The sequence below is a fragment of the Ignisphaera cupida genome, from assembly GCF_030186535.1.
GTDB lineage: Archaea > Thermoproteota > Thermoprotei_A > Sulfolobales > Ignisphaeraceae > Ignisphaera > Ignisphaera cupida.
Window position 1 is genome coordinate 127,771 of the sequence record NZ_JASNVW010000001.1, and the last position, 25,483, is coordinate 153,253.

Genomic DNA, 25,483 nt, shown 5'->3' on the forward strand with positions numbered 1-25,483 from the left:
GAACCTTTAACAGTTCTTCATCCAGTAGCTGAAGAAATTAAAAATATTGTTGTTGCTCAAGGTTTAAGGCATTTGGATCGTAAATCTGTTGAGGATTTCCTAATTAAAATGGGTTTGGCTTCAACACTTAGAAGAAACATGGCTTATACACAACACAGAATTAATTTTGAGTATGCACCAACGCTTATAGTATACCCCGTGGAGATTACGTGTAGAAAGCTTGAGGTATCTATAAAAATCAATAGAATTCCCAAGGTGATTGCCAAAGCCAATGATTATTGCGACTATAGCGAAGTTGTTAATCTTGTTAATGAGCTTGGGTTTAGAGTTGCTAGTGAATTGAGTGAGAGGGATGATATTGGTAAAGCTGTTAATCTCTTAATGAAATTTTCATCAGTTCTACTGCCAGTTGTTGAGGATTGTACATTCAACTGCTCTGAATATAGAGCTGCTCTCTTAACAGACTTCATATCTTCTATAAATGAAAAAGTTTTTGTTGATACAAACATTGTTTACACCTCTCTCCATACACTCCTGTATGAGAGTAGAAGAAATGTTGTTATTCCATTGTGTAGCTATGTAGAGCTGCTTAAGCATAAAGCCCATGGCGAAACACCATATGAGAGACTTAGATCAGTCTTAGCTGGACTGGCCATTGAAGAGCTGAGGAATTTAGGACTGGAAATAGATGAGAAGGTGTTTCAGCAGCCATGTGAAGTGGGCTTAGCGTTAACAAATAGAGTTGCTGTAACATGTGATAGAAAAGCCTATAACGAAATATTTAAAGCGTTGAACATGAGAGCTGTATTGGTTGTGCCAAAGCCATTGAAAGAAGTAAGGTTTTTGTATAGAGGGGATGTGAGAAGAATAGCATATGCATACCATGCCTTGGCTCAGCTAAAAATGCTTTTAACAATGGGTAGCGTTAAAAAGGCTTTGGATGAGCTGGGTATATCCATAGACTATACATAGCAGCAATGCATTTGCTGTAGCATTTTTGCTATTTTCTTGTTAGTGTTGTGAGAAACTCTGCTAAGGTTTCTTTGAATAGCTTTGCTTCTTCCTCTGTGTGTATAAGTGATGGTAGTAAATGCACAAGGTTTTCCTTCATGTATAATATGCCCCGGGTTCTCATGTATAGATGCAGAACTTGTTCTATGCTTTTACTCCATCTAAGCTCATAAACTTCCCTTACATTCTTTGGTTTAGATGTTGTGAAGTGTATACCAATCATTGTTGCTACTCCAGTTGTCCAACACTGTATGTTTGTTTCTTCACAAAGCTTTGTCACATCTCTTCTAAAGTTGCTCCATATTCTCTCAGCTTTTTCATATAGATCTCTGTGCTTGACAAGGTATTCAACCATGGCTTTGCCAGTAACCATGTTTACTGGGTTTCCAACAAATGTTCCTCCATGAAACGATCTCTTTGCAGGGCTTGGATATTTCATGTGGTCTATAAGCTCCATAACCTCAGCTCTACCTCCAAAGGCTCCAGCACCTGCAAAACCACCTCCAACAATTTTGCCAAACACAACCAAATCTGCTTTAACACCAAAATACTCCTGTGCTCCTCCAGGAGCTAGTCTAAAACCTGTTATAACCTCGTCAAAAATTAGAAGAGAGTTGTGTTCATATGCAAGCCTTCTAACCTCCTTCAAATAGTTGTTAACAGGTTCTATGGAGCCACCAGCTCCAAGAACTGGCTCAATAACAATGGCTGCTACTGAATAACTTTTCAATGTTTTTTCAAGAGCTTCAACATCATTGAATGGAACTGCTATTGTGTAAGCAAGGTACTCTTCTGGAAGACCAGCTGACTCAGGTTCTGTAAATGGGTATGTCACAGCTTTGTGCAAGGCATCGTAGCCTCCGTGCCACCCACCCTCAATTTTAACAACATATTTTCTCTTTGTATATGCTCTAGCAAGTCTAAGAGCATACATGTTAGCTTCTGTACCGCTATTCGTAAATCTAATCATTTCAACACCTGGAACAACTTTTGTTAAAAGCTCAGCATACTCAACTGCATATGGATTTTCATAACCTAGGTGAGTACCTTTATTCAAAACCTCTTTAACAGCTTCAATAACAAACTCTGGTTTATGACCAAGTATATGTGTTCCATGACCCATCCAAAAATCTACATAGGAATTTCCATCAACATCCCAAACTCTAACACCCTCAGCTTTCTCTATGAAAATTGGATAAGGCTTAAACCACCTTATCGAATATGTAACACCAGCTGGAAGCACTTTAGAAGCTCTTTCAAACAACCTTTTACTCTTAGCAGTTTTCTCAAAATACTTATCAACAAGCTCTTTACTTAATTCAACAAGTCTTTCCTCAATCCTTGCATACATCATTTAAATCACGAAAACTAAATACCTAGTCAACACTACATAAATTTTGCTGGCAATAACATCATTTCATAATTCCTACAATTCGCAATAACAAGCAAAATTTATTATTTATTGCATGATCTGTGTAGAATTGGTTAAACATTTTTGGAAAGGTCATGTCACAATCATTTTAAATGAATTTAGCTATAAAGCCAGCATTTAACAAACCTGTTTCCACCTACATTAATTGTGGGAGGCTCTAAACTTCTACATTTCTCTAATGCAAATGGGCATCTTGGGTGAAGACGACAGCCTTTTGGTGGATTTGATGGATCTCCTATCTCCCCCTTTAAATAGATCTTTTCAATTTCTAATTCCTCGCTTGCAAGAGGTGTAGCTGTTAACAATGCTTTTGTATATGGGTGAAGTGGGCTAGACACCACCTTTTCTGCAGGACCTTCTTCAACAAGTTGTCCTAGGTATAAAACACCTATTCTATTTGCTATTAAGCTGATTAAGGCAATGTCATGAGTTATGAATAGCATTGATAAATTGTACCTGTTTTTGAAGTCAAGCAATAGTTTAATTATTGAAGCACGAATTGATGCATCTAAGTTGCTTGTTGGCTCATCTGCAACTACGTAGCTGGGGCCAAGAAGCATTGCTCTTGCTATCACAACTCGTTGAAGCTGACCACCACTTAACTCATATGGTCTTCTCTTAATGAATTCATCTGGTGGAACCAAGCCAACTTCCTCAAGAGCTTTATATGCTTTTTCTAAAGCTTCTAGCCTACTCAATTTCTCATGAACTATAAGAGGCTCTGTAAGAGCTTCGCCAATAGTTTGAGCAGGGTTTATGGCGCTGTATGGATCCTGGGGTATTAACTGCATTTTTCTTCTCAGCTCCCTCAACCTATTCTCACTCAAATTCGTTATATCTCTGCCATCGAAAAACACCTTTCCGCTTGTGGGCTTGTATAATCTAAGAGTGATTCTACCTATTGTTGACTTGCCACTACCACTTTCGCCAACTAGGCCATATATCTCGCCTCTTCCAATTCCCAAAGAAACATTGTCAACAGCTCTAATTCTACGCTTTCTACCAAACAATCCAATCTCAAAATCCATTACCACATTACGCATCTCAACAATTAAATCCAGAGTACCTCACCTCGCAAAATGACATGCAACGAAATGTCCTTTCGAAATCTCAACAAGCTCAGGTTTCATAATTCTACACTTTTCTGATGCAAATGGACATCTTGGATGAAATATGCAGCCAGGTGGGGGATTGCGCAAATCAGGTGGATAACCTGTGAGGTACTTTGGCAAGGTTCTTTGTTTAATTCTTGGAAGAGACTCAAAAAGTGCTTTGGTATATGGATGCACCATGTTTTTAGCAAGTTCATTTTTACTTGCCATTTCCATTACATAGCCTCCATACATAACCATTACACTATCTGCTCTTTCAAGAGCTAGCGCCAAGTCATGTGTTATGAGTATAAATGATGAGCTATATCTTCTCTTGATATCACTTATCAAGTCCATTATTTGTTTCTGAACAACAACATCTAAAGCTGTTGTAGGCTCATCAGCTACTACAACACTAGGATTTAAGCTTATTGCCATAGCTATTGAAACTCTTTGTTTTTGGCCACCACTTAATTGATGTGGGTATGAATCCAAAACCCTCTCAGTTAGACCAACAGCCTCGATATACTCTCTAGCTATTTTTAATGCATTGTTTTTATCAATGCCATGCTCCATGAGAAACTCTATAAACTGATCTCTTATTTTTCTCAAGGGATCTAGCGTTGTGAATGGGTCTTGAAAAACAATCGAGATTTTGCTTCCACGAATTTTTCTAAGCTCCTCCTCACTTAGCTTCAATATGTTAACACCGTCCAATAGTATTTCGCCTTTCACAATTCTACCTGGTTTTGGAACCATGTTAAGTAGTGCATAGCCTATTGTTGACTTGCCACTACCGCTCTCACCAACTACTGCAAGCATTTCACCTCTAGATAAAGAGAATGATACTCCAGAAACAGCATTGATTACACCACTAGAGGTAAAGTACTTCACCCAAAGATCCTTGACAATTAGAACTGTGCTCAAAATATCGTCACCTCAACCTAACCCCAACTATTCTCGACACGCCTTCACTAATCAATGCAAAGCCAAAAGCCAAAAGTGTTATGCAAAGCCCTGGAAAAGCCATTAGCCACCATGCACCAGCTAATACAAAGCCTCTTCCCTTATACAAATCAAAGCCCCAGTCAGGTGTTGGAGGCTGAACTGTTAAGCCTATGAAACTCAAACCAGCTTCTGTTAATATGGCATCAGCACTATTCATGCTAAAAACAATCATTAGCGTTTTGAGTACGTGGGGCAGTATATGCCTTAGAATTATTCTTGTGGTTGGAAGTCCTAAAGCCTTTGTCATTTCAATATAACCCTCATTTTTAATGCTTATCACATGGCCTCTAAGCATTCTAAAGTATGTAGGAACATAAACCACGGCTATGGCAATAGCAGCGTTAACAGGGCTTGGTCCAAGAGCTACTGAAAGAGCAATTGCAAGTATTAGTGATGGGAATGCATATATAGAGTCCATTACAAATGATAAAACCTTGTCTAGAACACCACCAACATAGCCACTTACAAGACCTAGAATCGAACCTATGAAACCACTTAAAGATATTGACATAGCTACTATCATTAGAACTATTCTCGAGCCATAGACTATTCTCGAGAACATGTCTCGCCCAAGGTTATCTGTGCCCATTACAAATAGCTTGTTTGGTGGTTGAAGAGGGGGGCCAGCAGCATCAATAGGTGAGTAAGGCGCTATAACATCTGCAAAAAGAGCGAATGCAACAAAGATTAGTACTATGGCCAATCCTGATGCTATATAGGGATTTTTAAGAATGAGTGCAAAGCTCATGGAATCACCCCTCAGTATCTAACCCTAGGATCTATAACAGCATAGATAATGTCAACAATCAAACTAATTACACCAACTATGATAGCAAATAGAACAACAACAGCCTGTATCGCTGTATAGTCTCTGTACATAACCTTGTCAACAAGGTATGTCCCAATGCCAGGCCAGTTAAAAGTTGTCTCTGTTAGTACTGCACCTCCCATGAGAAGTGCAAACTGAAGTCCTGTATATGTTACAACAGGTATGAGCACATGTTTAAATGCGTGTTTCAGTATCTTCGCTTCGCTTATCCCCCTAGCTCTATACGCTTCAACCATTTTCGATTCTAGTATCGCCTCTAAATTGTTTAGTGTTAGCCTCATGTATGGACCTGAAAGAACAAGGCCTAGTGTGAAAGCTGGTAAAAGCAAATGCTGAAGCGCATCGATAAATGCGTTAATGTTTAGCTGGATTAGCGCATCCAATGTGTAAATACCTGTAATTGGCTTGAAATTCACAATATCAGAGATTCTGCCACTGCTAGGTAGTAGACGTAAATACTTTGAAAATACTAGCTGAAGTGATAATCCAAGTGCTGGTATGAATATTATGAACACTGCTGAGCCTAGTAACCTAACGAAAGCATTGATGTATTTACTCCTTGATTGCGCACCTAAATAGCCTAGTCCCAAGCCTATTGCCAAACTTATTAGTATTGACCAAATAGTCAGTTCTAGAGTTGCTGGAAGCTTATCAGCTATATCACTTGCAATAGGCCTACCTCTAACAATCATTGACTTGCCCATATCACCTTTAGCAAAGTTTATTAAATACTCGAAGTATTGCACATAAAGAGGTTTGTTTAAGCCAAGTTCGCTCATTATAGCATTTAACTGTTCTTCAGGAATATTCTTTGTGCCCAAAGCAGCTATTACAGGGTTTCCAGGCAAAATCCTTAACACTATAAACACAAGTGTGTAGAGTATCAGTACCGAGGGTATTATTAAAGCAGCTCTAATGGCAACGTATCTTAGCAAACCCATTTGATGGCACCATATTGCCACAGTTTAGATATTGTATATGCACATATCTTCATTGTACATGCTTATACAAATCTAGTGAAACAAATAGAGTTATTAAGCCTATTGTATGCAATAAATTCGATAAACTCTTTTGAAGCTTGCTTATGCTATATCATAAATTTATATACTTCTTCATATTTTTCTATACACCTTATGAGGTGAAGTAGTTGAGAAAAACCATGTATATTGTAATAGCTTTGATTATAGCTATAGCTGTGGTCGCAGCAACAATATACCTCTACTACAAGCCAGCGCCATCAGCAGCTGCTGAAAAGATTGTGATTGGTGTAACAGACAAGGTTACAGACCTCGATCCTTCAAATGCGTATGACTTCTTCACCTGGGAGGTTCTAACAAATGTTATGGATGGTTTAGTTAAGTATAAGCCTGGAACAGACCAGTTAGTACCTGGAATTGCTGAGAGTTGGAGTGTTTCAAGTGATGGTAGTGAATGGACTTTTAAGCTTAGGCAAAATGTTTACTTCTGTGATGGTAGAAAGGTTACAGCACAAGATGTTGTGAGAAGCGTTAAAAGGGTTATGACTATTAAGGGAGATCCATCGTGGCTAGTAACAGAGTTTGTAGATGATGTTATAGCTGTTGATGACTATACTGTTAAATTCAAGTTGAAAACTCCTGCCAGCTACTTTTTAGCACTTGTAGCTACACCACCGTATTTCCCAGTACATCCCAGCTACCCAGATAATCAGATTGTGAGTGATGCTACATGGGGTGGTGCAGGGCCTTACTGCATTAAAGATTTTAAGAGGGATGAGTACATTGTTCTTGAGGCAAATCCACATTACTATGGGGATAAACCAAAGACAAAAACTATTGTTATAAAGTTCTATAGAGATGCCACATCATTGAGAATGGCTTTGGAGAATGGCGAAGTTGATATTGCTTGGAGAACTCTTAGACCACAAGACTATGTTGCTCTTAGTAAAAACCCAAACTTTGTTGTTGAAAGCATTCCAGGTTCATTCATTAGATACATAATAATCAATGTTAAGATGCCTCCTGTTGACAATGTGTTGGTTAGAAAAGCTATTGCTGCAGCTATTAACAGATCGGAGATAGCTGAGAAAGTGTTTTTCAACACCATGACACCTCTCTATAGTCTTGTACCAAAGGGTATGTGGAGTCATATAGACGCTTTTAAGGAGCTTTATGGACCAGGACCAAACCTAACCCTAGCAAGAGAACTGCTAAAACAAGCAGGGTATAGCGAAACAAATAAGCTGAAGCTAGAGCTGTGGTACACCCCAACACACTATGGCGATACAGAAGCAGATGTTGCAGCTCTGCTTAAAAGCCAGCTTGAAGCCACTGGCCTAATCCAGGTTGAGTTAAAGAGTGCCGAATGGGCAACTTATGTAGATAATGCTAGAAATGCTAGAATGATGCTAAGCCTCTTCGGATGGTACCCAGACTACATAGACCCAGACGACTTTCTATCACCATTCTTACTAAGCACAGCAAACAAGTGGACAGGTTCTCAATACTCCAACCCAACTGTTGACAATCTATTAAGAGAAGCGATGGCGAAAACAAGTCAAAGCGAAAGAGAGGCTTTGTATATTCAAGTGCAGAAAATACTAGCTGATGAAGCACCATTCATACCACTACTACAAGGAAACCTCATGATAGTTCACGCAAAGAATGTACACGGAGTTGAAATAGGTCCGCCAATGCTCATGCCATACTACACCATATACAAAACAACAAGCTAGCTCCACACAAAACACTTCACAAAACTTTTTTCACAAAATTAAATCCCAACGCATGTTTATGAAATGCGCACAAAATATTTTCATAAATGATGCTGTGCATGAAGTTTTAACTTTATTGAGAAGTTATATTAAATTCAACAACTTTGTTTGTAAAAGGGAAAATAGTTTTTTATTGTAGGTTTTGCACAACATTACTTAAAGGCTGAATTCAATGGTTTGGCCAAAGGTCTCTATCATATGGCTTAATCACAATTCTATGAAGATTATTGATACTGTTATTGAGTCTTTAGAGTCTATAACAAATTTGGATTATCCAGATGATAAGTATGAACTTATTGTTGTTGATAATGGTTCAACTGATGGCAGTTTTGATAAGATTAAGGAGTTTCTTGATAGAAGGAGTAAGCTAAGGAAAAAAATTATTAGATTAAGTAAAAATCTTGGTTTTACTGGAGGAAATAATGTTGGGTATAGGGCAAGAGATGAGGATAGTAAATATGTTGTTTTAGTGAATAATGATGCTACTATAGAAGCAAATAGTGTGAAGCTTTATGTTGAAACTTTTGAGAAATTTCCTGGTATTGGAGCTCTTCAAGGCATTTTGATAAATAGAAGAAAAAAGGTAATAGACTCAATAGGATCGTACTTGTCAAATGTATTTACAGCACATCCCTTCTCAAGAGATATAAGAGATGTGCCGCAGAAATATGAAGCTTTAAAATGTTCATTTGTAGAAGGAACATTTCCAGCCTATCGAATTGAGAGTCTAAAACTTAGCATGGGAGAAAGGATTTTTGAGGAAAAATTTTTTGGTTTTGGTGAAGATGTGTTAACCAGCCTCATGATATGGTCTAAGGGATATTCAACAGTATTTATTCCAAAAATAGTAGGATTTCATGTGCGAGGAGCCACATGGAAAAAATGGAATCTGTATACTTAGTTTACAGAAATTACCTCACCATGTCTTACTTATTTGGAGGACCAACAGTTTATATGTATAACTTACTTTTAGTACTTATTCATTATAGATATAGAAAATTGACGTCTGTTCTTATAAAAGAATCCAGAAAACTTTACAGTATGTTAAGAAAAGAGATGACAAATGTGAATATAGCTAAGACCTCGATACCAATTATACAAATACCTAAAGCTATTCTTGTAAAAGGATTAGTTTTTAGAAGAAATATTGACGCATATGTAAATAGATGGATCAAAAAGAATATATCTAAATTGGCAATAACTTAGTTTTTGTGGGAGGTGAAGCCTTGTAGAGGGAATATAAATGCGTTTAAAGGGTCTTGTCCTGGCCGCTGGTGAAGGGTCTAGGCTTAGACCCTTCACCTATTCTAGGCCTAAGCATTTAATACCTTTGCTTGGAAAGCCCTTGATTCAATACCCTATAGAGGATCTTGTTGTTGCTGGTGTTAGAGATGTTGGTGTTGTTATTAGAAAAGGGTCTCCGTGGTTTGGAAAACACGTTGGTGTTGTTTTAGAATCTGGCTATGCTTTGTGGATACCCCCGGGCTTTGCCCACGGATTTCAAGCACTTGAAGATACACTTTTTCTCTATCTCGTCACAAAGGAGTATAGTCCTCAACATGAAAGATGCATTAAATGGGATGATCCAGAGCTTGGAATTGAGTGGCCATTGAAGGAAAATATTATTGTTAATGAAAAAGATAGGAAGTGCCCCAGTCTAAAGGACGCTGAGTACAACTTCGAATACTAATCCTCAACTCCTTTCACAATTCATCAATACTCATCTAACATGGATAGTTTTTGAATTGTCAATTAAATAAAAGATAGAAGCAGTGAAAATCTGTTAAAACAAAAAGCATTATGAAAAGGCTATGGGCAAAGCATTCATTGGTTTGATAAGAGATCATAGAACTAGAATTGGTAGAATAAAGAGTTTCAAAAGTGATGCTCGTGGTTATGAGAGTAAAGGTAAAGATAGTTAGAGAAGAGAAGGAGGTTAAGAGAAAAAGCGAACCACCCAAATACTGGAAATAAAAATAGCCTTCTTTGCTTTTTTCAATATACAATATGCGATTTTATGTACTAAACACTGTTTTTCATTGGGAGCGTAATGCATTTGTAAGATGCTCATATGCATTTTCTTAACATATCTATTATTTTTTGGTTTCCAGCTAACAAAATTCCGTGTTCTGCTATCTCCTTTACTATTCTTCTTCTCTCTTTACACATACCCATTATCTCATCCACTGTGTAAACTCTTGGCTCTACATCTATTCCCAGATCAGTATCTATGTACTCTGCTATGCGATCAACGAATCTTCTCGAATCGTTTTTAACAATAATTACTATGTCTGCATCTGAAAATGCTGTGTAGTCTCCTCGAGCCAAAGAACCTATTAGCACTATGGCCATTACATTGCTACTCAACTTTCTTTTTGCGTATTCCCTCAGTTTCTTCAAAACAGCTTCATAATCAAGTTTGAAAACCTTTATTTCTGACAAACTCGATCACCATTTTAGCATATTTAACAGCTCTCTCAGCATCCTCCCTTGTATAGTAGTCCATGGGAGCTCCCTCAGAGTGAAAATTAGGGTATATCGTTGGGCCATAGTGTCTATCCAACTCCTTTGCTCTATCAATAAGTTCTCTAGGTGGCTTAAATTCTTTGGGAAGCTCTTCAAGCATGCGAGAAACAGAATGCCCCCAAACCTCTAATCCAAGAAGTTGGTAAAGAGCTTTAACAGCTTTTTTAGCTGCTTGCTGAGCCATGAAACAAGCCCATTCATAGTATCCCAAATTCATAAGCGTTTCAGCAAGCCCTAAATCCCTGACTGCTTGTCTAAACCAGTCTCTTGCTCTAGAAACCACTTCAAAAGCACCATTCACTCACACACATCTTACATACACAAATAAATTTGTTTAAGATCTGGTCATAGGTAAAAATATGCTTTAAGAATATTAATTGAGTTGGCAAAAACTTTTTGTGCAACCTGCAACATTAACATGTATAAATGGCGGTTATCGTGAGTCATGTATGGGTTAGAGTTCGTCTAGCGGATCCTGCCCAAACAAAGATGATCGAAGTTGATGCTCTTGCAAATATAGGGGGCAACACTAACGGTTATACCAAGGAGAATAGCTAGTGAACTTAACCTTGCTATTACTGGAAAAAACCGTTGTGAAAACAGGTTCTGGCAAACTTGGGTTGGATAGGAGTAGGGCGTGGATTGAGATTATGGGCAAAAGCGACATAGTTCCAGTACTAGTATCTAACTCATAGATAAGGTGCTGGTGGGAGTGTCAACACCGGAGATTCTAGGACTAGAAGTAGATCCTGTAACTGGTGAACTAAGGGAGTAGACAATATTACTGTACTAAAGCAGGAAACAAAAATGCTAATCTTTCCAACTACACAAAAATTGAAAATCCTTTTCACAACAACATTACCACTTCTCTACAGCAAATTAATTAAAATCACTACTAAGCAATGTTTTCTGTGAAGCAACGTTATAGATTTCTAAAGTATTTAACAGATGTAGAGTTTGTAGTAAAATTTGCAAGTCAGGTTAAAAATGTTATGAGTGTTGTTATAAGTGTTCGTATACCTAAGAAGCTTAAAGAGCAGATGGATATGTTGAAGAGGTATGTCAATTGGGGGGAGGAAATTAGGAGGTTTCTTGAAAAACGTGTTGAAGAGGTTCGTAGAATGGTTGTTTTGGAGGAGGTGAGGAATGTTATTGAACAGCTACCTGAAGTTCCTAGAGGTACTGTTACTAAATATGTGAGGGAGGATCGCAACAATTTTTATTAACGTTGCATATTTGCATTTCATTACTGAGCTTGGCAAGATCTTTTGCATTCAAAAAGTCTTATTTATATTTGCTTACTTTAAATAAGCTTTGAATGCTTTTCTTAATAGTCTTAGCATAATCTTTGGTATTCTCTCTTCGAATTTTAAACAAAAATTAGTAGCATAAAACCCTTCAATAATTATTCAGCTAAGTAAAGCTATGTATGAACATAGGTATTGCTTCCTTGTTCCAAATAATGAATAACTCTTTGTGTTTATATACTACAATCATATCGCAATTACGTTATGGTGAATACAGCATAAGTTCATTAGTAGTTATATTGCAACTATATTATATGGTATTTCAGCTGTATTATAGTAATCTTACCATAATGGTGTTAATAAAATGAGCTATGTAACTGTTTCAGCTAGAATAAGAAGAGAACTTTATGAAAAACTAAGGAAGTATGGAATAGTTGTTAGTGAGGTAATTAGAAAGGCCTTGGAGGAGGAGGTGAGGAGAAGAGAGGAGGAAATCAAAGAAGCTTTGAAAAAAGCCCAGGAAATCCTATTAAAAATACCACCAGAAGAAATAGTTGAGGCTATTAGAAGTAGTCGTGAGGAAAGATGAACATTTATTTAAAAGCGATAAGCCAACCAGCTTAAAACTTCCTAGAAAGAGTCTAAAGGTATTTGTGAAAATGAATGGGATATGTATTTGACTCTTCAGCATTACTAAACATAATAAGGCTCATGGGATTCAATTCCCTTTCAATTCTCAGAGGAGGCTACATATTAACATTAACAATTTATGAAATAGGAAACGCCTTATGGAAAGAAGCTGCAAGACTTAATACAATATCAGTTGATGAAGCAATAAAGATTCTAGAAATAGTTACTAGCATAATATATAAGGCCTTGAACATTGTTGATCCACAAAACAGTAAATTAGTATTGAAACTTGCACATGAGCTTAGTATAACTTATTACGATTCATCATATATCGTTGCAGCATTTGAGTTAAACATAGGCTTAGTAACTGATGATAAAAACTTAAAAAGCGTGTAGAGCAAAACATGGATAAACTTGTAAATATTCTTGAAAGAAGAATAACCATTTATACAACTAAAGAAATTATTTGAATTGAGATGAATATATAAAACCTTATCAAGGTATAGCAACTGCAGGGAGTAACAGCATTGAAGAATCTTGGTTTTAGAGTAAATCCCGAGAATGGGAGGCTGGAGAAAGTAAATCTCTACATAATTTAACACATTTAAATACTGCAATAATATATGACGAGTCGCAATAAGTCATGCTAGGCCTTTGACAACTTAATCGATATTTAGAATTCAGTAATGGAGTTTCAAGGGGAAAGAAAAATAAATGAAATTGAAATAATGATTTGACAATTTTAGTGAAGGCCAGAATTAAATTAATTGCTTCAAAGAGTGGCTACAGCTGAAGGCATTGCTATTTGTAATGGGGGATGAATTTTTACGAATTTTGTGCCTTACATTCTTTACTGATAATGATGGTAACATTTGGTGATGGATTGTTTTCAAGAACTAGATGTTATATTGACAACGCAGAAAATTCAGAATGGTGTGATTTCCAGTCAGCTCAACTGTTCAGCGAATGACGGATGTAAAGATGTATCCACGAATAGATGCTGGGGAACCGATGATTCACCCCCAAAGAGTTCTTGCCCTTTAGGGCGGGGAGGAGGTTAGACGAAAAGTAAGGAGCAGGTCAAGTAGAGAAGCATTGACCATGGCATGCACAATTTCAAGAATGAATTCAAAATTATTTTAGCTAACAATATAAATGGCTACCTGCCCTTAAATCAATTGTTGTAAACCAAGTATCAGATCTGAACCCTATTGAGTGGATCTGGTTTGAGCTTTTCTGAGCTTTGGATAAACAAACACTACTTTAGCTATCATAGCAAAGTATCTTAGTTTCCATGCATACTGCTTCAAATCTTTTCTACCACTTTCAAAACCCTCCATCTCAATTAAATCAGCTATTCTCTCCATCTCCTCAATATCAGCCATGGTATAATCATTTGGATCCTTATCAAGTAATTGGAGAAGCCTCTCATAAACCTCTCTAGTATAGTACTTGGATTTCGGGGTTGGAAGCAGCGATTTAACTGCTCCTCTCAAAATCAAGGCCTCTGCTGATGACAAAACGTTCTTAGCCTCTAAAGTTGATATCAAGATTTCAGAGAATTGAAGAAAAGCATTCTCAAGCTTCTCAATCCTATTGTCTATGGAGTTAAATCTCTTATCTAGCCAGTAGACCAATGCAGAAACGGAGCTTATAATACTTGCTAGAATTGTGATGGTTGATAGCAATGTTTCATCTATCATTCTATATAGCCTTGAGCATTTTCTCAAATATATACTTTATAAGTTATAAATTTGTATGATTCGACCTCCTCCCCACTCTAAAGGGCGAAGCTTTCGATTGTAATTCATTTTTGGCTTGTTGCTATTTAAATAATGGGTGAGTCGATGAGTTGCTGTATATTGTTGTGGCTTGTTCATAAACTGTATTTGGATCTTCGTATAAACTCAGCTACCTTGATAACATCCTTTGTTTCAAGTGGGTCATGGGTTCTGATGATATGAGCACCATTGAAGACAGCGATAGCTGTTGCTGCTAAAGAGCCGTATAGCCTTTCTGAAGGGTCTCTAAGTTCAGTTATTTCACCTATGAAAGATTTTCTTGAAACACCAACTAGGATGGGCTTGTTAAGAATTCTGATCTCCTCCAGCTCTGCTAACACCATGGAATCCCACTTGAACCATGGTATTTCACTAAACCTATTGAATCCAATACCGGGGATCTACAATAATCTTGTTTTAGTCTATCCCATCTTTAAGAGCTATTGACACTGCCTCTACTCACTTTATCTTTGGTTCAGCAACATTATTTCTCAACGTGCTTATCCATATATTCTATACATTGGTGGGTTGTTTAAATATGATATGCCTGTGTAAAGTATTTTGCCAAAATCTCTAACAATGTTGATTGCCTTTTCCACGCAATTTTTCATTGTGAGAATAATGCCGTAGAATAAGGCTTTTCCTCTAACTGTGCAAAGCTCTATCTCAAGAAATATGTTGAGAAGAATAGACTTGAGGGTAGATGATTTGACAACACCCCATCTCCTAAGAGCTAATAGCAAAGCCCTTGACTCTGGTTTCAACATTCTCTAAACACCTAAGCGCATAGCTTTCCAAATATACTTGCGAACAACCTCCCCACTAACAACCCTCGGAAGCAAAAACCCGGCTAGAACCATTCTAGCACGGGATACAACATGCTCACTCAACTCAGTGGTTGCTTCAACAAGCTTTGCAGCTACAACACTCATAAAAACAAACCATCAACTTCCTATATACAAAGCCTAGCTTTAAAAACATTCTTGAACACAGCACCTCCTGCAAAACACTAGAACAACACCACAAAAAACATTTAGAAAGTGTGAAAAATGCTATTACTAATTTCTCCTCGAAGAACTCTCGCCATTTAAACCACTTTTAGAAGAGGCAATGCCACCTCTTTAACTCGATGATGTTTTAAGAACTTCATTTACCACATAACTTTTTAAGTTTCTCCAGAAATTTCTCCACATCCTTTAAAGACCTCTCCACCTCTTCTCTTGATGCCCAATTTTTATAGAAATTCACATGCATCGATATAGCTGTTCTCCACAGCCTCCCCAGTTTCTCATCACTTGTTTCTATAACTAGCTTATTCACATACTCCCATAGCTCTCCATGGCTCTTCAACCTACTTCCACTCCTCATATAAGCAACAGCTTTAACAGCTAGTGCAGTTACACCCAAAATCTTCTCACTAGCTTGTTTAAAATCACCTTTACTAAAATCCTCTTTCGCTCTTCTCAAATACTCCTCAGCCATATCCCAGTACATTCATGATTAACCTCTTCTCTAAATGTGTAAGCCATAACCACATTTATGTTTATGTATGTCATCTATTGTGCTTCTTTCTCACAGCATCTACAAAAATTTTGAGTAATTTCTTCAAAGCAATTTGCGAAGTTTTAGAGCCCATGGATTTTGCATCTGCATAGCAATTTACCTAACCTTTCCAATGTGTTGACTACCACAATTTGCTTAGCATCATTTCGTCTTGTACTAGGTTTAGAAGTGCTTCGTAAAGTCCAGGCACTTTCTCAACTATTACCACACCTTTTGTAAGTATTTTCCATTTGAATTTTGGATCAAGCTCTACTAGAGGCACTACATCTACTGGTACACCAACTCTCTCCTCAAGTTTTATGCTTAACTCTATTAGATAATCCAAGCTAGTATCTGTTGTGTAAATAGCTACATCAATATCTCTATAGCTTTCCAATTCAACAAAACTACCAAAAACTATTGCCAGAAGAACCCTATTCTCATTCTCAAGAGCTTTTTTCAAAATGTTAAGCTTCTCCTCCTTACCACCTCTAAAATACTTATACTCCCAAAACATTTTTCAATCTCTCAACAAATCTTTTAACACTTCTAAAATCATTTTTAACATTTTCGTATATGCGCCTATCATCTATAACCCAATACCTGTGAACCAAAAGATTTCTAAGCCTTATAAGAGCCTCAATGTCTCTAAGCTCATCACTATTCACTAAACCACGATCAGCTAAAAACCTAAATGTTTGAATTGGTGTTGTTGGCTCTAATCCATAGAGTCTTCTAGCAATGTGATAAGCTAAAGCTGTCAAAGCCTCAACAAGAACAATAATGTGGTATCTAACCCCAATTTTCTCAGCCTGTGAAAGCTCATCAAAAGGCTTTGAATAATACTCCTCAACAACTCTAATAGATTCAAGCACATCAGCTACAAGCTTTCTAACAAACTCTTTATCAATACTCATATACAACAACCCAAAACCACAGCCACAAACTTCAATTTAAAATTTTTGGCGTTGCTAAGCTGTTTCCAATACCTTAGCATTGACCATTACTGCTTTTTCCACAACCAATAACATTCTTTGTTTCCACAACCAACTTCTCTATGTGCTGCAACCTAGCCTTAACATCCTCGAAATCAAACTTTGCTTCATGAAAACCCCAAACATGAAGCGCCCAGGCGTGGTCCCATGAGCTCAAAACCCACTCCCCAAGCTTTTTAGCAACAAACAAAACTGTTTTTTCAAGTTCTTTAACAGTCCACCTACCCCTGCTTTCAACACTTTTCAAAACATCCTCAAGATTGTAGTGAATAGCTAATGCCTTTACACATTCCTCAGCAGCTTTGTAAAGCTTCTCACTTGCTTGAACAGGATCCTTATCAACAAGCTCTCTACCCTCAGCAAAATACTTCTCGGCAAGCTCAAGATGCGTTCTGGCCACAACCTTAAGACTTTGGCTTAGCCTTTCGAAAAACGCTTCTCCACATTCTATCATCTTTTTCACTTTTGTTTGTGTTTTCAACACATATATCTCTCGCGCTATCGCTTTTTATCTTTATTTTTCCTCTTTTTATACTCATTGCAACTACACCGAAGCTCGTGGTGAATAATATGGGTTTAGTTATACCAGCTTTAATTGAGGCAGTAAACAATTTCATGCCTATAAGATTTCAGGCAATATTTTTGTGTTGAGAAAAGCCCTATGGGGCAGGGAGTACTGCTCCAAGCCCTGCGGAGCTTCCCGTAGATAGGAGCCTCGTGCCGTTTACCTCAACAGCTGCCCATGAGCCTATGGGATGAGCTGGGCGAGCCCTCTAAGCGAGGCAGAAGCCCTTGACGCAGTAACGAAAAACGTGAACTAATAGGAATGAGCTTCAAGGGGCAAACAGAATAACTAGCAATACCTGAAGCCTATAACACTTTTACATAACTATTTATTATTTTTAACTACTTTTAATCCCCTTACTGCTATTAATTAAGCTGAGGCTTTATATCTATCAAAATTCATAAACTTTTCTGCTAGCATTTTATTGGAGGGATGAGCAGTGTGAGGTGGAGGAAGACACTCAATAAAACCCCTATGTCCTCGAGGGGGTTAGCCCCATAGGTTGCATGGGGAGGGAAGAAGGGGTGATGAGACCGAGTGATTAATAATCATTAAAAATAACTATCAATAATGATGAAGGTCAAACCCTATAACACTAACGTTAAATAAGTTAATTGAAGTCTTAAACACCTTCTACTTGAAGAACATGGTTGAGATGTTTTGGCCTATGATAGTTGAAGAGAAGAAAGCAAGGTTTGCAACTAAAAGCCTTGCTTTTTAAGGTGGGGAGAGGGTCAGATGCTAAGACAACGCTGCTGAAATTCCTGTTCCTAGATATAGCAATGTGTTAAGCTTGTCTTGATAGAACTTCGCTATAGTATTTCTCTAGCCTGGGTCTAAAATCTAGACATTCTTTCAGTGTTTTAACCTCGAAATCAATTCTCTCCTCAACACCTCTATCAACTACAACAATGCCCTTGGACACCACTTCACATGCTAGTAGCAGTGGTGCTGTTCTGAGATCAACAACATCAACTTTTTTGTTGGTGGCATCCTCAAGCTCTAGAATGAGTTCAACAAGTTCTCTCCACCCCATTGAATTCCTTGTGTAGATAGCTACATCAACATCGCTTTCATCTCTATAAACACCTGTGGCATATGAGCCAAAAACATATGCAAAAACAATGTTGCTTCTCTTTTCAAGAACCTTTTTAACACTATCAACAATGTTGCTCAAACTCTCTTTTTGAGGATCAACACCCCTATTTGCAACATATTCAAATATTCTATTCACAAAATTTTCAAGTTCCTCAATGTTTTGCAAAACCTCATACAACTTCCCATAATCTATTCTGGCATATCCATGTACAAGCACATTTCTAAGACCTATCCACAACTCAAGTCTTTTAGACTCATCATAGCTCAACACTCCACATTCTCTAAAAATTTTTGCAACATCTCGATATCTCTCAGGCTTAATTAGTTTAAGTATTGATGCAATTCTCATACCAACATCTATTATGGCTTCGATAGCAAGATGCAAATACCTTTCAATAGCACCTCTCAACACATAGTCTTCAAAATACCTCAAATCTCTAACTTTCGATCTAAGCAATTTCAAAATCTCTATACAGCTTTTAGCAAAAGCTAGTCTATCTCTAACAATTATTGTACATCACCTCAGATTGGTGTTGCTACACAACACTTTGAAGTATTTACTAGATTGTTGCTAGCTACTCTACTTTAACAACACTCTTATTTTTATCTATAAACATTTTTCTGAATTCTTCACAGCTCATCACATGTATATCCACTGGATAGTCCCATGGAAGCTCATACTTATCTATAGCTATTCTCATAACCTGTCTCCTAATCTCCTTAACCTTTTCAGGGTAAAGCTCTTCACATAGAACTATAGCCACATCAACATCACTTAAAACAGTTAATCTATTTTCGGCAGCTCCACCAACAACATAAACAGTGGCGTTGAGCCCAAGATCCTTAACAGCATTTGCAATAGCCTTTGCAGCTTTTCTCCACATCCTCAAATAGTTGATGTGGTATCTAACCCACAACACTATTCTCAACCTCTTCAAGAAGCTTGTGAAGATCTTTACAAGCAACAGCCATTTTAATCACATCATCTTTGCTATATACAAATACTCCATACCTAGACATTGTATATGCAGAGTCTAGATCTCCAAGCAAATCCCTATACCTCTTAGAAAAATCCCTAACCCTATTCGACTCCACACCAAAACCAAGCTCCTCAAGAATTTTCGCAGGCAAGCCAAGCAACTCTCCAATGCTATGAATCCTTGGAATCTCACCCGAGAATCTAAATATCGAAGCCTTGACTCTTAACTGACACCACTGCTAAATATTGAACGCAGCTATATCCACAACACCTCTATCAACAAGCTCTAAACCCACTTGCAAAAACACCTTCGATCTATCTTTAAGAAGATTAACCCTTTCACCACTCACAAGCAACACTCTCCGAAAATACACACCTACTTAAACATATTACTATCTCTATAACCCTCTCAACAACTTGTAGCTACAATGCATAGAGAAGAGTTCAGCTCCCCCAATAAAAGCTGGTAGCCTGGTAACTATATCATGAGTTTTGAGTTTTAGGTAATAAAAATTTATATACTAGTTGTTGTTTCTTAAATTACCTCTTTTTCAATATGAAATAAATTGCTGTTGCAGCTATAGCAACGGCTATAGCTGTTGTTGCTGCTGTTACGCCCCAGTTGATTGTTTCTGCATATACTGTTGTTGGAGTTGTTGTGGTTATGGAGATTGTTTTTGTTGTTGGAACTGTTGTTGTGTATGTGAGTGTTGTTGGAGCTGTAGCTGTTGTAGTTTCTACAACTGTAGTTGTTATGGTTTTAGTTGTGGTTAGTGTGGTTGCTGTAGTGGTGGTTGTGGTAATCGTTACTGTAGTTGGCAATGTTATTGTTGTTGCTATTGTTACAGTTGTGGTTGTTGTGATTGTGGTTGTTACTGTTTGTGTTTGTGTGGTGGTGATGGTTGGTGTTGCCATTTCCTCGTGTTTTGCTAGTACATATGCAGAGTTTAGTGATGTTAGCGAGCCCGCTCTAAGTGAAACCGCTATAGTTCCTCCACTCCTAATTCTTATTATCGCATGCGTTATGTGCAAATCCTCTTTAGATATGTTGATTATTTCAGCCAACCCCCTAACAACATTTATGCTTATGTTTTCTGTTGTTGGATGAGCTATTACCAAGTGCAGCACTCCTGGAGCTAGATTCAACTCTATTTCGCTAGCCCCCTCCTCGTTTAGCATCAAAGCCTTTGAAAGCACCTCTTTCCCAGGTGTTTTAGAGGCAGCATCTCTAAACCTGTTTGCAACATCCTTTGAAACTCTAACTAAACCTCCTAGAAGCTCTGTTACATTCAGGTATCTCCACTTCTTCACCCACTCAACAGAGTTCATAAGAAGCTTCTCAACAACAGCTCCCTTACCAGCCTCCACCTCAAAGCTGAAGTAAACAGCTCTATAGCCGTTGGGATCCCAGTACTTGTCATGCACAATAATACCTGCTAGGCCATTGGGCGACAAAGCCACTACTCTAGTTGGGAACCTCATCAATATGTTTGAAAGAGCCTTTTCACCAATGTCTATAACTACACTAAGGTTTTTACCAATTTCTGGAATTGGCATGGATATGTTTATGACTGTGCCTCGAATATGTGCAGAGCTCAGTACTTTGTAGAATCTTCTTAAATCTCTATCAATAGCTCTATCCAAGTACATGCCAATATCCTGAGCTCTAACAACACCTACACTAATGTTTTCATATAAAAGCCCAAGCCTATCTCTAACCCTGGCATAGATTTCCCTAGCCTTGGAAGTGCTATCCCATGCAACATAGGCTAATACCCTTGGGAAAGCAAGTTGCCACCCAACCTCTGTATAGGCCTTAAACCCAAACTCGTTAAGCAGCACAGGTATTTCAACATCGAACACCTCTGGAATGTCCCAGCCAAGATCCCTAGCCTCTGGCGTAGTCCTCAAAGTTCCGTTCCACGGAACATGTGGTACTTGCAGAGGTGTTGAGCCAATAGCTATTGCAGCAATCTTCAACGCTGCTGCTACTTGAGGTTGTGAAGAAAATGCTTTGGATAAATTGCAGATGGTTTCAGCAATCTTGTCTCTTGCAAATTCCCAAATAGCTAGCTCAGGCATTCCAAGAAGAGCAGCAACTGTTTTCTCATTAGAAATGTCCACATCGCTTATGTCGTAACCAACATGACCTCTAGCCCCAAGCTTGATCCTGACTTCGCAATCTAGCCAAACAATTTCATCACTTAAGGTGCTGTGTGTAGCTATAACTCCAGCATGATTTTGCTTAACATATGATATGATGTGGTCTAGAAGAGGCTTTCCATCTACCACAATATCTCTCAGATCCCAGTTCCATACACCTCCACGACTCACACCCAAACCAAGACTGCTAAGAATAACGACATTTGGTCTAAAGATGCTCAAAACCTTTACCAAATCACTCTTTGGCCATGCAATATATATGTTATAGTATTTGCCCAAATACTCCCAGTGATGGAAAAGAACTAAACCCTGCTTTGCAATTCTAGAAAAGTTTGCAACGCGTTTAACTGGTGTTGAAACCTCATCAGGAATGCTATAATCCATATTTGCCTTCACAACAGCTTCGAAATTAGCCAAATTCTCTTTGAATAGCCATAGCCACACATGAGGATCTATCACAAGAACTCTAGTATCACTATTTTTGTTAGCAACATAGTAAAAACCTATTGGCGATGTTGCAACATTTCCATCTACATCCCTAGCCACAGCTCTAAACATTACATATGTGCCTGGGTTTTGAGGTGGTATAGTAGCTTCTAAAATGCTTATTGTTAGCTTAGCTCTTGGTAACGTCAAATCCTGTTTGTAACTCCTAGCAACATTCTCTATAGACTCTATAGCATTGTTAACCTCATTAACAATATTCTCAACAGAACTCATAAGATTGCTTTTAACAGCTGATACAGAAAACCAGCTGCCTTCATCAACTCTGTACTCAAACTGTGTTCCAGGTCTATCACTCTCATCAAATGCCACAACCAGTATTTTTACGTTCTCACCTCCTCCAACAACCCAGCCCCTTGGCCCAAGACCAAAAGTATCAGCAACTATGCTTGGATCTTTGAGAACATCGTAGAGAAAAGCATAGACTAGTGGTGGCAACCGCCTAGCAAGCTCAAACTCTTTAACAGTATAGCTATCACTAGCTACAGCAACACCATCAACAACAAGCTTATACAAAACACTACTACCTATAGCAAGCCTTACAGCTACAGTTCTTAGAAGAAGCCTTGTTGTAAAGACAATTGTTTTCGATGGTAAACCAGGTATGTAGGCCATGTACCACCCAATCTCCCAAGGCAAAGGAATTGCAGGAACTTTGTAGGTAACAGTTACTGGTTGTAGAAGTTTCAAAGCCAATTCCGTAAAATTTGTCTCAACCTTAATTGTTACTGAAACCTCCAATTCAACAGTTTTAGCGTTTGGAGCATAGGCAAAGACTAGAACAGGTTGGCTAGAGCAAACATCTAATGGAGTTCTAAAAAGCTTTACCCCTTCTGTCGAGGCGTGTACAAGCAACAAATTGCTTAGCATCGATAAAGTTGTGGATATTAGTAAAAGCAACACAAAGACAAACCCAATACATGAATACATACATTTCCTCATATCATCAACTCCTCAAGAAGCTTTTCTTTATAAGGTTATATAAAACTTTCAATCAATTGCTTTAGTAATTCCTTTAGCTTCTCAAGCATAAACTCTACATACTCTATATCTCATCTTAATTGATTCACTATCCAACTTAATCTCGTGAAATCCCCAAACATGCAAATAATTAGCTTCTCCCCATGCAACTAAAATTCTTTGCCAATTCTTTCGGATATTCTCAGCACAGCTTTTTCCAAGTCTGTTACTGTCCACCTACCCCTCTTCTCAACGTTTTTCAAAATATCCTCTAGCTTAAAGTATTGTGCAAGTGCTTAGACCAGAGATTACAGAGCCTTTTGTAGCTCTTTCGATATTGAATCAGGATTGTAAATTGGGTGACTACCCCAGAATTGTCTATCCAGGCATGAATCTAACGCTATGCATTTATGTATATAACCACAAGCCTTACCCAATACTAGCTCAGGTTAGATACAAAATTGGTGATGCAAGCTCTCTACCATCAAACACATCGCCAAGCTTTGCACAAACAATAAGGATTTACCAGTTTGTTGTTAACATCGAAAATAATGTGACGAGAAAAGTTAGCATACCAATAACTATTACCAGTAGCCAAAACAAAAACGCTACTCTCATATTTGAGCTGTGGATCTTTGATGTGGATAAGCGTGACTGGGTTTATACAGGTATTTGGAACTCTCTCCATGTGCAAGTGGTGAGGGCTCCAATACCATGAGGCAAGAAACAAAAAATAAAGATGTTAAAACTCTTGAGGAATATGTTGAAGAAATTGCTAAATCCTCTGGAAATAGGGTGAATGCTATAAGAAAAGTTTTTCAGGATGTTGCAAGTGGAAAAGCTATTTTGGTAGACCCCAACACTCCAAGAGACTTTGTCGAGTACATTCTTAGAACCGATTACTCTCTATGGCTTTGGACAATATACACCATAGTTATTTTAACATTGGTATCAATAGCAACCACTTCTCTAATCCCCATTACAGCATATATCAGATATGTTCTAGGCTCTATAACAGTTCTATTTCTACCAGGCTATGTAACCATAGAGGCTCTATACCCAGAAGAAAAAGAGCTTTCAAATCTAGAGTAGCTCTCTCAATAGGTCTTTCACTAGCTATAGCACCTCTAATAGGGTTGTTTCTCAACTACACGCCATGGGGCATAAGACTACTGCCAGTATTGGCATCGCTAACAGTGTATATAGTAATCATTGGCTTAGTTGCCGCATATAGAAAATACAGCATATTGTCCAAGGCAAGAACAAGAACTATAGCAAGAATACCGCTACACAGCAAGTAATCACACAAATAGCTCTTGAAAAGCGTTTCCATTATACATGCGCAAAAGCCTTTTTGAGAAAACACTAAATGTTGTATAGTAGTGTAAAACATTGTTAGTTTCGAAAAGTTTTTAAATTTCAAGAAGAGCATTTTTGTGGAGAGAGTGTTTTGAATGGTTATTGAAATTGTTGGTGTTTCAAAATCTTTTGGTAGGGTGAAGGCTTTAAGCAATGTTTCTTTCACTGTTCGTAATGGGGAGGTTGTTGGATATGTTGGGCTTAATGGTGCTGGAAAGACAACAACTATTAGGATTGCTGTAGGGGTTTTGCCTCCGGATTCTGGCAATGTTTTTATTGATGGATATTCGGTGGTTAAGGAAAAGAAGAATGCTTCAAGACTTGTTGGCTGGGTTCCAGAGCTTCCCATATTCGAATCTGATTTCAGAGCTCTTGACTACTTCACATATCTTGCGGGTTACTATGGATACTCAGCTAGTGATGCTAGAAGAATTGGTAAAGAGCTTCTTGAGAAGCTTGGTCTTGGCGATGCTCTTAAGAAGAAGCTTTCTGAGTATTCCCAGGGAATGAGAAAGAGATTTGCATTGGCTGTGTCTCTTATTGGGGATCCACCAAACTTTGTTTTTGATGAGGTTCTCAATGGGCTTGATCCACAGGGAATAGCATTTTTCAGAAATCTTGCGATAGAATTTAGAAAGCAGAACAAGGCTGTGCTTTTCTCATCTCACATTCTAAGCGAGGTAGAGGGTATTGCTGATAGAGTAGTCTTCATACATAAGGGCAGAATCGTTGGAGATTATTCAATGGAGTATATAAGGCAGCAGGCTCAGCCAGCTATAGAACTTGCTTTAACAACTGTTGATGGAAAGGTGCTGAAGCTTTTGGAAAAACATGGCGAGCCTGTTGTTGTTTCTGAGAAAAGGGTTTTGCTGCGAAAACCCATAAGTGATTCTTCACAAATAGTTGTGGAGCTTGTAACAGCAGGTGTAGGGGTTTTAGAAGTTAAGAAGCATGAGAAACACCTAGAAGACTTTTTCTTTGAGCTTATAAGAAAGGCTGAGGGTGGTTAGT

31 protein-coding genes and 2 pseudogenes are annotated in these 25,483 nt (G+C 38.0%); 12 read left to right on the forward strand and 21 right to left on the reverse strand.

The window, feature by feature from the left end; translation table 11 throughout:
- Window positions 1–72: 72 nt before the first annotated feature.
- Window positions 73–972, forward strand: a complete 900-nt coding sequence (locus tag QPL79_RS00755; RefSeq protein ID WP_285272875.1) for a hypothetical protein — start codon at window positions 73–75, stop codon at window positions 970–972.
- A gap of 28 nt (window positions 973–1,000) precedes the next feature.
- Here the strand turns inward: QPL79_RS00755 and QPL79_RS00760 are convergent, their stop codons facing one another.
- The 5 genes from QPL79_RS00760 to QPL79_RS00780 form a co-directional block, all read right to left on the reverse strand.
- A complete protein-coding gene (locus QPL79_RS00760) occupies window positions 1,001–2,365 on the reverse strand; it encodes an aspartate aminotransferase family protein (RefSeq protein WP_285272876.1) in 1,365 nt (454 codons plus the stop codon).
- Between the two features lie 176 nt (window positions 2,366–2,541).
- Window positions 2,542–3,471 (reverse strand): ABC transporter ATP-binding protein, encoded by a 930-nt coding sequence (locus tag QPL79_RS00765; protein ID WP_285272877.1) that lies wholly within the window; start codon window positions 3,469–3,471, stop codon window positions 2,542–2,544.
- Between the two features lie 39 nt (window positions 3,472–3,510).
- Window positions 3,511–4,464 carry an ABC transporter ATP-binding protein gene (locus QPL79_RS00770; RefSeq protein WP_285273394.1) on the reverse strand — a complete coding sequence of 318 codons (954 nt, stop codon included), beginning with the start codon at window positions 4,462–4,464 and terminating at the stop codon, window positions 3,511–3,513.
- 4 nt (window positions 4,465–4,468) lie between these two features.
- Window positions 4,469–5,290, reverse strand: a complete 822-nt coding sequence (locus QPL79_RS00775; RefSeq protein WP_285272878.1) for an ABC transporter permease — start codon at window positions 5,288–5,290, stop codon at window positions 4,469–4,471.
- Between the two features lie 11 nt (window positions 5,291–5,301).
- Window positions 5,302–6,312: an ABC transporter permease gene (locus QPL79_RS00780; protein WP_285272879.1), complete on the reverse strand. Its 1,011-nt coding sequence runs from the start codon at window positions 6,310–6,312 to the stop codon at window positions 5,302–5,304.
- A gap of 218 nt (window positions 6,313–6,530) precedes the next feature.
- Between QPL79_RS00780 and QPL79_RS00785 the strand changes: the two genes are divergently transcribed.
- The 4 genes from QPL79_RS00785 (at window position 6,531) to QPL79_RS00800 (ending at window position 9,813) form a co-directional block, all read left to right on the forward strand.
- On the forward strand, window positions 6,531–8,084 hold the full coding sequence (locus QPL79_RS00785) for an ABC transporter substrate-binding protein (RefSeq protein WP_350309062.1): 1,554 nt from the start codon (window positions 6,531–6,533) through the stop codon (window positions 8,082–8,084).
- 211 nt (window positions 8,085–8,295) lie between these two features.
- Window positions 8,296–9,024 carry a glycosyltransferase gene (locus QPL79_RS00790; protein WP_285272881.1) on the forward strand — a complete coding sequence of 243 codons (729 nt, stop codon included), beginning with the start codon at window positions 8,296–8,298 and terminating at the stop codon, window positions 9,022–9,024.
- Window positions 9,006–9,329, forward strand: a complete 324-nt coding sequence (locus tag QPL79_RS00795; protein WP_285272882.1) for a hypothetical protein — start codon at window positions 9,006–9,008, stop codon at window positions 9,327–9,329. The genes QPL79_RS00790 and QPL79_RS00795 overlap by 19 nt, the downstream gene beginning before the upstream one ends.
- Window positions 9,330–9,366: 37 nt before the next feature.
- Window positions 9,367–9,813 (forward strand): dTDP-4-dehydrorhamnose 3,5-epimerase family protein, encoded by a 447-nt coding sequence (locus tag QPL79_RS00800; RefSeq protein ID WP_285272883.1) that lies wholly within the window; start codon window positions 9,367–9,369, stop codon window positions 9,811–9,813.
- Between the two features lie 377 nt (window positions 9,814–10,190).
- Here the strand turns inward: QPL79_RS00800 and QPL79_RS00805 are convergent, their stop codons facing one another.
- Both QPL79_RS00805 and QPL79_RS00810 read right to left on the reverse strand, forming a co-directional pair.
- Window positions 10,191–10,565, reverse strand: a complete 375-nt coding sequence (locus tag QPL79_RS00805) for a nucleotidyltransferase domain-containing protein (RefSeq protein ID WP_285272884.1) — start codon at window positions 10,563–10,565, stop codon at window positions 10,191–10,193.
- Window positions 10,537–10,932, reverse strand: coding sequence for a HEPN domain-containing protein (locus tag QPL79_RS00810; protein WP_285272885.1), 396 nt, complete (start codon window positions 10,930–10,932; stop codon window positions 10,537–10,539). The genes QPL79_RS00805 and QPL79_RS00810 overlap by 29 nt, the downstream gene beginning before the upstream one ends.
- 274 nt (window positions 10,933–11,206) lie before the next feature.
- Here QPL79_RS00810 and QPL79_RS00815 point away from each other — a divergent pair, with 274 nt between their 5' ends.
- From QPL79_RS00815 to QPL79_RS00830, 4 genes are all read left to right on the forward strand, one after another.
- Entirely contained in the window at window positions 11,207–11,344 is a 138-nt protein-coding gene (locus QPL79_RS00815; RefSeq protein ID WP_285272886.1) for a hypothetical protein, read from the forward strand.
- Between the two features lie 216 nt (window positions 11,345–11,560).
- Window positions 11,561–11,875 carry a type II toxin-antitoxin system VapB family antitoxin gene (gene vapB / locus QPL79_RS00820; RefSeq protein WP_285272887.1) on the forward strand — a complete coding sequence of 105 codons (315 nt, stop codon included), beginning with the start codon at window positions 11,561–11,563 and terminating at the stop codon, window positions 11,873–11,875.
- A 385-nt stretch (window positions 11,876–12,260) separates the two neighbouring features.
- Window positions 12,261–12,485, forward strand: a complete 225-nt coding sequence (locus QPL79_RS00825; RefSeq protein WP_285272888.1) for an AF_0619 family ribbon-helix-helix protein — start codon at window positions 12,261–12,263, stop codon at window positions 12,483–12,485.
- 74 nt (window positions 12,486–12,559) lie between these two features.
- Complete coding sequence (locus QPL79_RS00830) at window positions 12,560–12,922, forward strand: type II toxin-antitoxin system VapC family toxin (protein ID WP_285272889.1); 363 nt, start codon at window positions 12,560–12,562, stop codon at window positions 12,920–12,922.
- Between the two features lie 812 nt (window positions 12,923–13,734).
- Here QPL79_RS00830 and QPL79_RS00835 read toward each other — a convergent pair.
- From QPL79_RS00835 to QPL79_RS09250, 14 genes and pseudogenes are all read right to left on the reverse strand, one after another.
- Complete coding sequence (locus QPL79_RS00835; RefSeq protein WP_285272890.1) at window positions 13,735–14,229, reverse strand: hypothetical protein; 495 nt, start codon at window positions 14,227–14,229, stop codon at window positions 13,735–13,737.
- A 173-nt stretch (window positions 14,230–14,402) separates the two neighbouring features.
- On the reverse strand, window positions 14,403–14,651 hold the full coding sequence (locus QPL79_RS00840; RefSeq protein ID WP_285272891.1) for a dihydropteroate synthase: 249 nt from the start codon (window positions 14,649–14,651) through the stop codon (window positions 14,403–14,405).
- A gap of 156 nt (window positions 14,652–14,807) precedes the next feature.
- Window positions 14,808–15,074, reverse strand: a complete 267-nt coding sequence (locus QPL79_RS00845) for a hypothetical protein (protein WP_285272892.1) — start codon at window positions 15,072–15,074, stop codon at window positions 14,808–14,810.
- A 3-nt stretch (window positions 15,075–15,077) separates the two neighbouring features.
- Complete coding sequence (locus QPL79_RS00850) at window positions 15,078–15,239, reverse strand: hypothetical protein (protein ID WP_285272893.1); 162 nt, start codon at window positions 15,237–15,239, stop codon at window positions 15,078–15,080.
- Window positions 15,240–15,453: 214 nt separating this feature from the next.
- On the reverse strand, window positions 15,454–15,801 hold the full coding sequence (locus tag QPL79_RS00855) for a PaREP1 family protein (protein ID WP_285272894.1): 348 nt from the start codon (window positions 15,799–15,801) through the stop codon (window positions 15,454–15,456).
- Window positions 15,802–15,991: 190 nt separating this feature from the next.
- Complete coding sequence (locus tag QPL79_RS00860; protein WP_285272895.1) at window positions 15,992–16,366, reverse strand: nucleotidyltransferase family protein; 375 nt, start codon at window positions 16,364–16,366, stop codon at window positions 15,992–15,994.
- Window positions 16,350–16,766, reverse strand: a complete 417-nt coding sequence (gene hepT / locus QPL79_RS00865; protein ID WP_285272896.1) for a type VII toxin-antitoxin system HepT family RNase toxin — start codon at window positions 16,764–16,766, stop codon at window positions 16,350–16,352. Before hepT ends, QPL79_RS00860 begins: the two co-directional genes overlap by 17 nt.
- Before the next feature lie 73 nt (window positions 16,767–16,839).
- Window positions 16,840–17,298 carry a PaREP1 family protein gene (locus QPL79_RS00870; RefSeq protein WP_285272897.1) on the reverse strand — a complete coding sequence of 153 codons (459 nt, stop codon included), beginning with the start codon at window positions 17,296–17,298 and terminating at the stop codon, window positions 16,840–16,842.
- Window positions 17,249–17,383, reverse strand: coding sequence for a hypothetical protein (locus QPL79_RS00875; RefSeq protein WP_285272898.1), 135 nt, complete (start codon window positions 17,381–17,383; stop codon window positions 17,249–17,251). Before QPL79_RS00875 ends, QPL79_RS00870 begins: the two co-directional genes overlap by 50 nt.
- A gap of 813 nt (window positions 17,384–18,196) precedes the next feature.
- Window positions 18,197–19,018: a type VII toxin-antitoxin system MntA family adenylyltransferase antitoxin gene (gene mntA, locus QPL79_RS00880; protein ID WP_438839345.1), complete on the reverse strand. Its 822-nt coding sequence runs from the start codon at window positions 19,016–19,018 to the stop codon at window positions 18,197–18,199.
- Between the two features lie 64 nt (window positions 19,019–19,082).
- Window positions 19,083–19,427, reverse strand: a complete 345-nt coding sequence (locus QPL79_RS00885) for a nucleotidyltransferase domain-containing protein (RefSeq protein ID WP_285272900.1) — start codon at window positions 19,425–19,427, stop codon at window positions 19,083–19,085.
- Window positions 19,414–19,707, reverse strand: a pseudogene (locus QPL79_RS00890) (HEPN domain-containing protein); the annotation flags it as partial. The gene QPL79_RS00885 and the pseudogene QPL79_RS00890, both read right to left, overlap by 14 nt.
- A 319-nt stretch (window positions 19,708–20,026) precedes the next feature.
- Complete coding sequence (locus QPL79_RS00895) at window positions 20,027–23,095, reverse strand: hypothetical protein (protein ID WP_285272901.1); 3,069 nt, start codon at window positions 23,093–23,095, stop codon at window positions 20,027–20,029.
- An 81-nt stretch (window positions 23,096–23,176) separates the two neighbouring features.
- Window positions 23,177–23,311 (reverse strand): hypothetical protein, encoded by a 135-nt coding sequence (locus QPL79_RS09250; RefSeq protein ID WP_350309063.1) that lies wholly within the window; start codon window positions 23,309–23,311, stop codon window positions 23,177–23,179.
- A gap of 94 nt (window positions 23,312–23,405) precedes the next feature.
- On the opposite strand from QPL79_RS09250, the gene QPL79_RS00900 reads away from it, so the two are divergent.
- The 3 genes and pseudogenes from QPL79_RS00900 (at window position 23,406) to QPL79_RS00915 (ending at window position 25,482) form a co-directional block, all read left to right on the forward strand.
- Complete coding sequence (locus tag QPL79_RS00900) at window positions 23,406–23,831, forward strand: hypothetical protein (protein WP_285272902.1); 426 nt, start codon at window positions 23,406–23,408, stop codon at window positions 23,829–23,831.
- Window positions 23,828–24,414: pseudogene (locus QPL79_RS09300) on the forward strand (DUF8471 domain-containing protein). Before QPL79_RS00900 ends, QPL79_RS09300 begins: the two are co-directional and overlap by 4 nt.
- Window positions 24,415–24,567: 153 nt before the next feature.
- Entirely contained in the window at window positions 24,568–25,482 is a 915-nt protein-coding gene (locus QPL79_RS00915; protein ID WP_285272905.1) for an ABC transporter ATP-binding protein, read from the forward strand.
- Window position 25,483 lies beyond the last annotated feature (1 nt).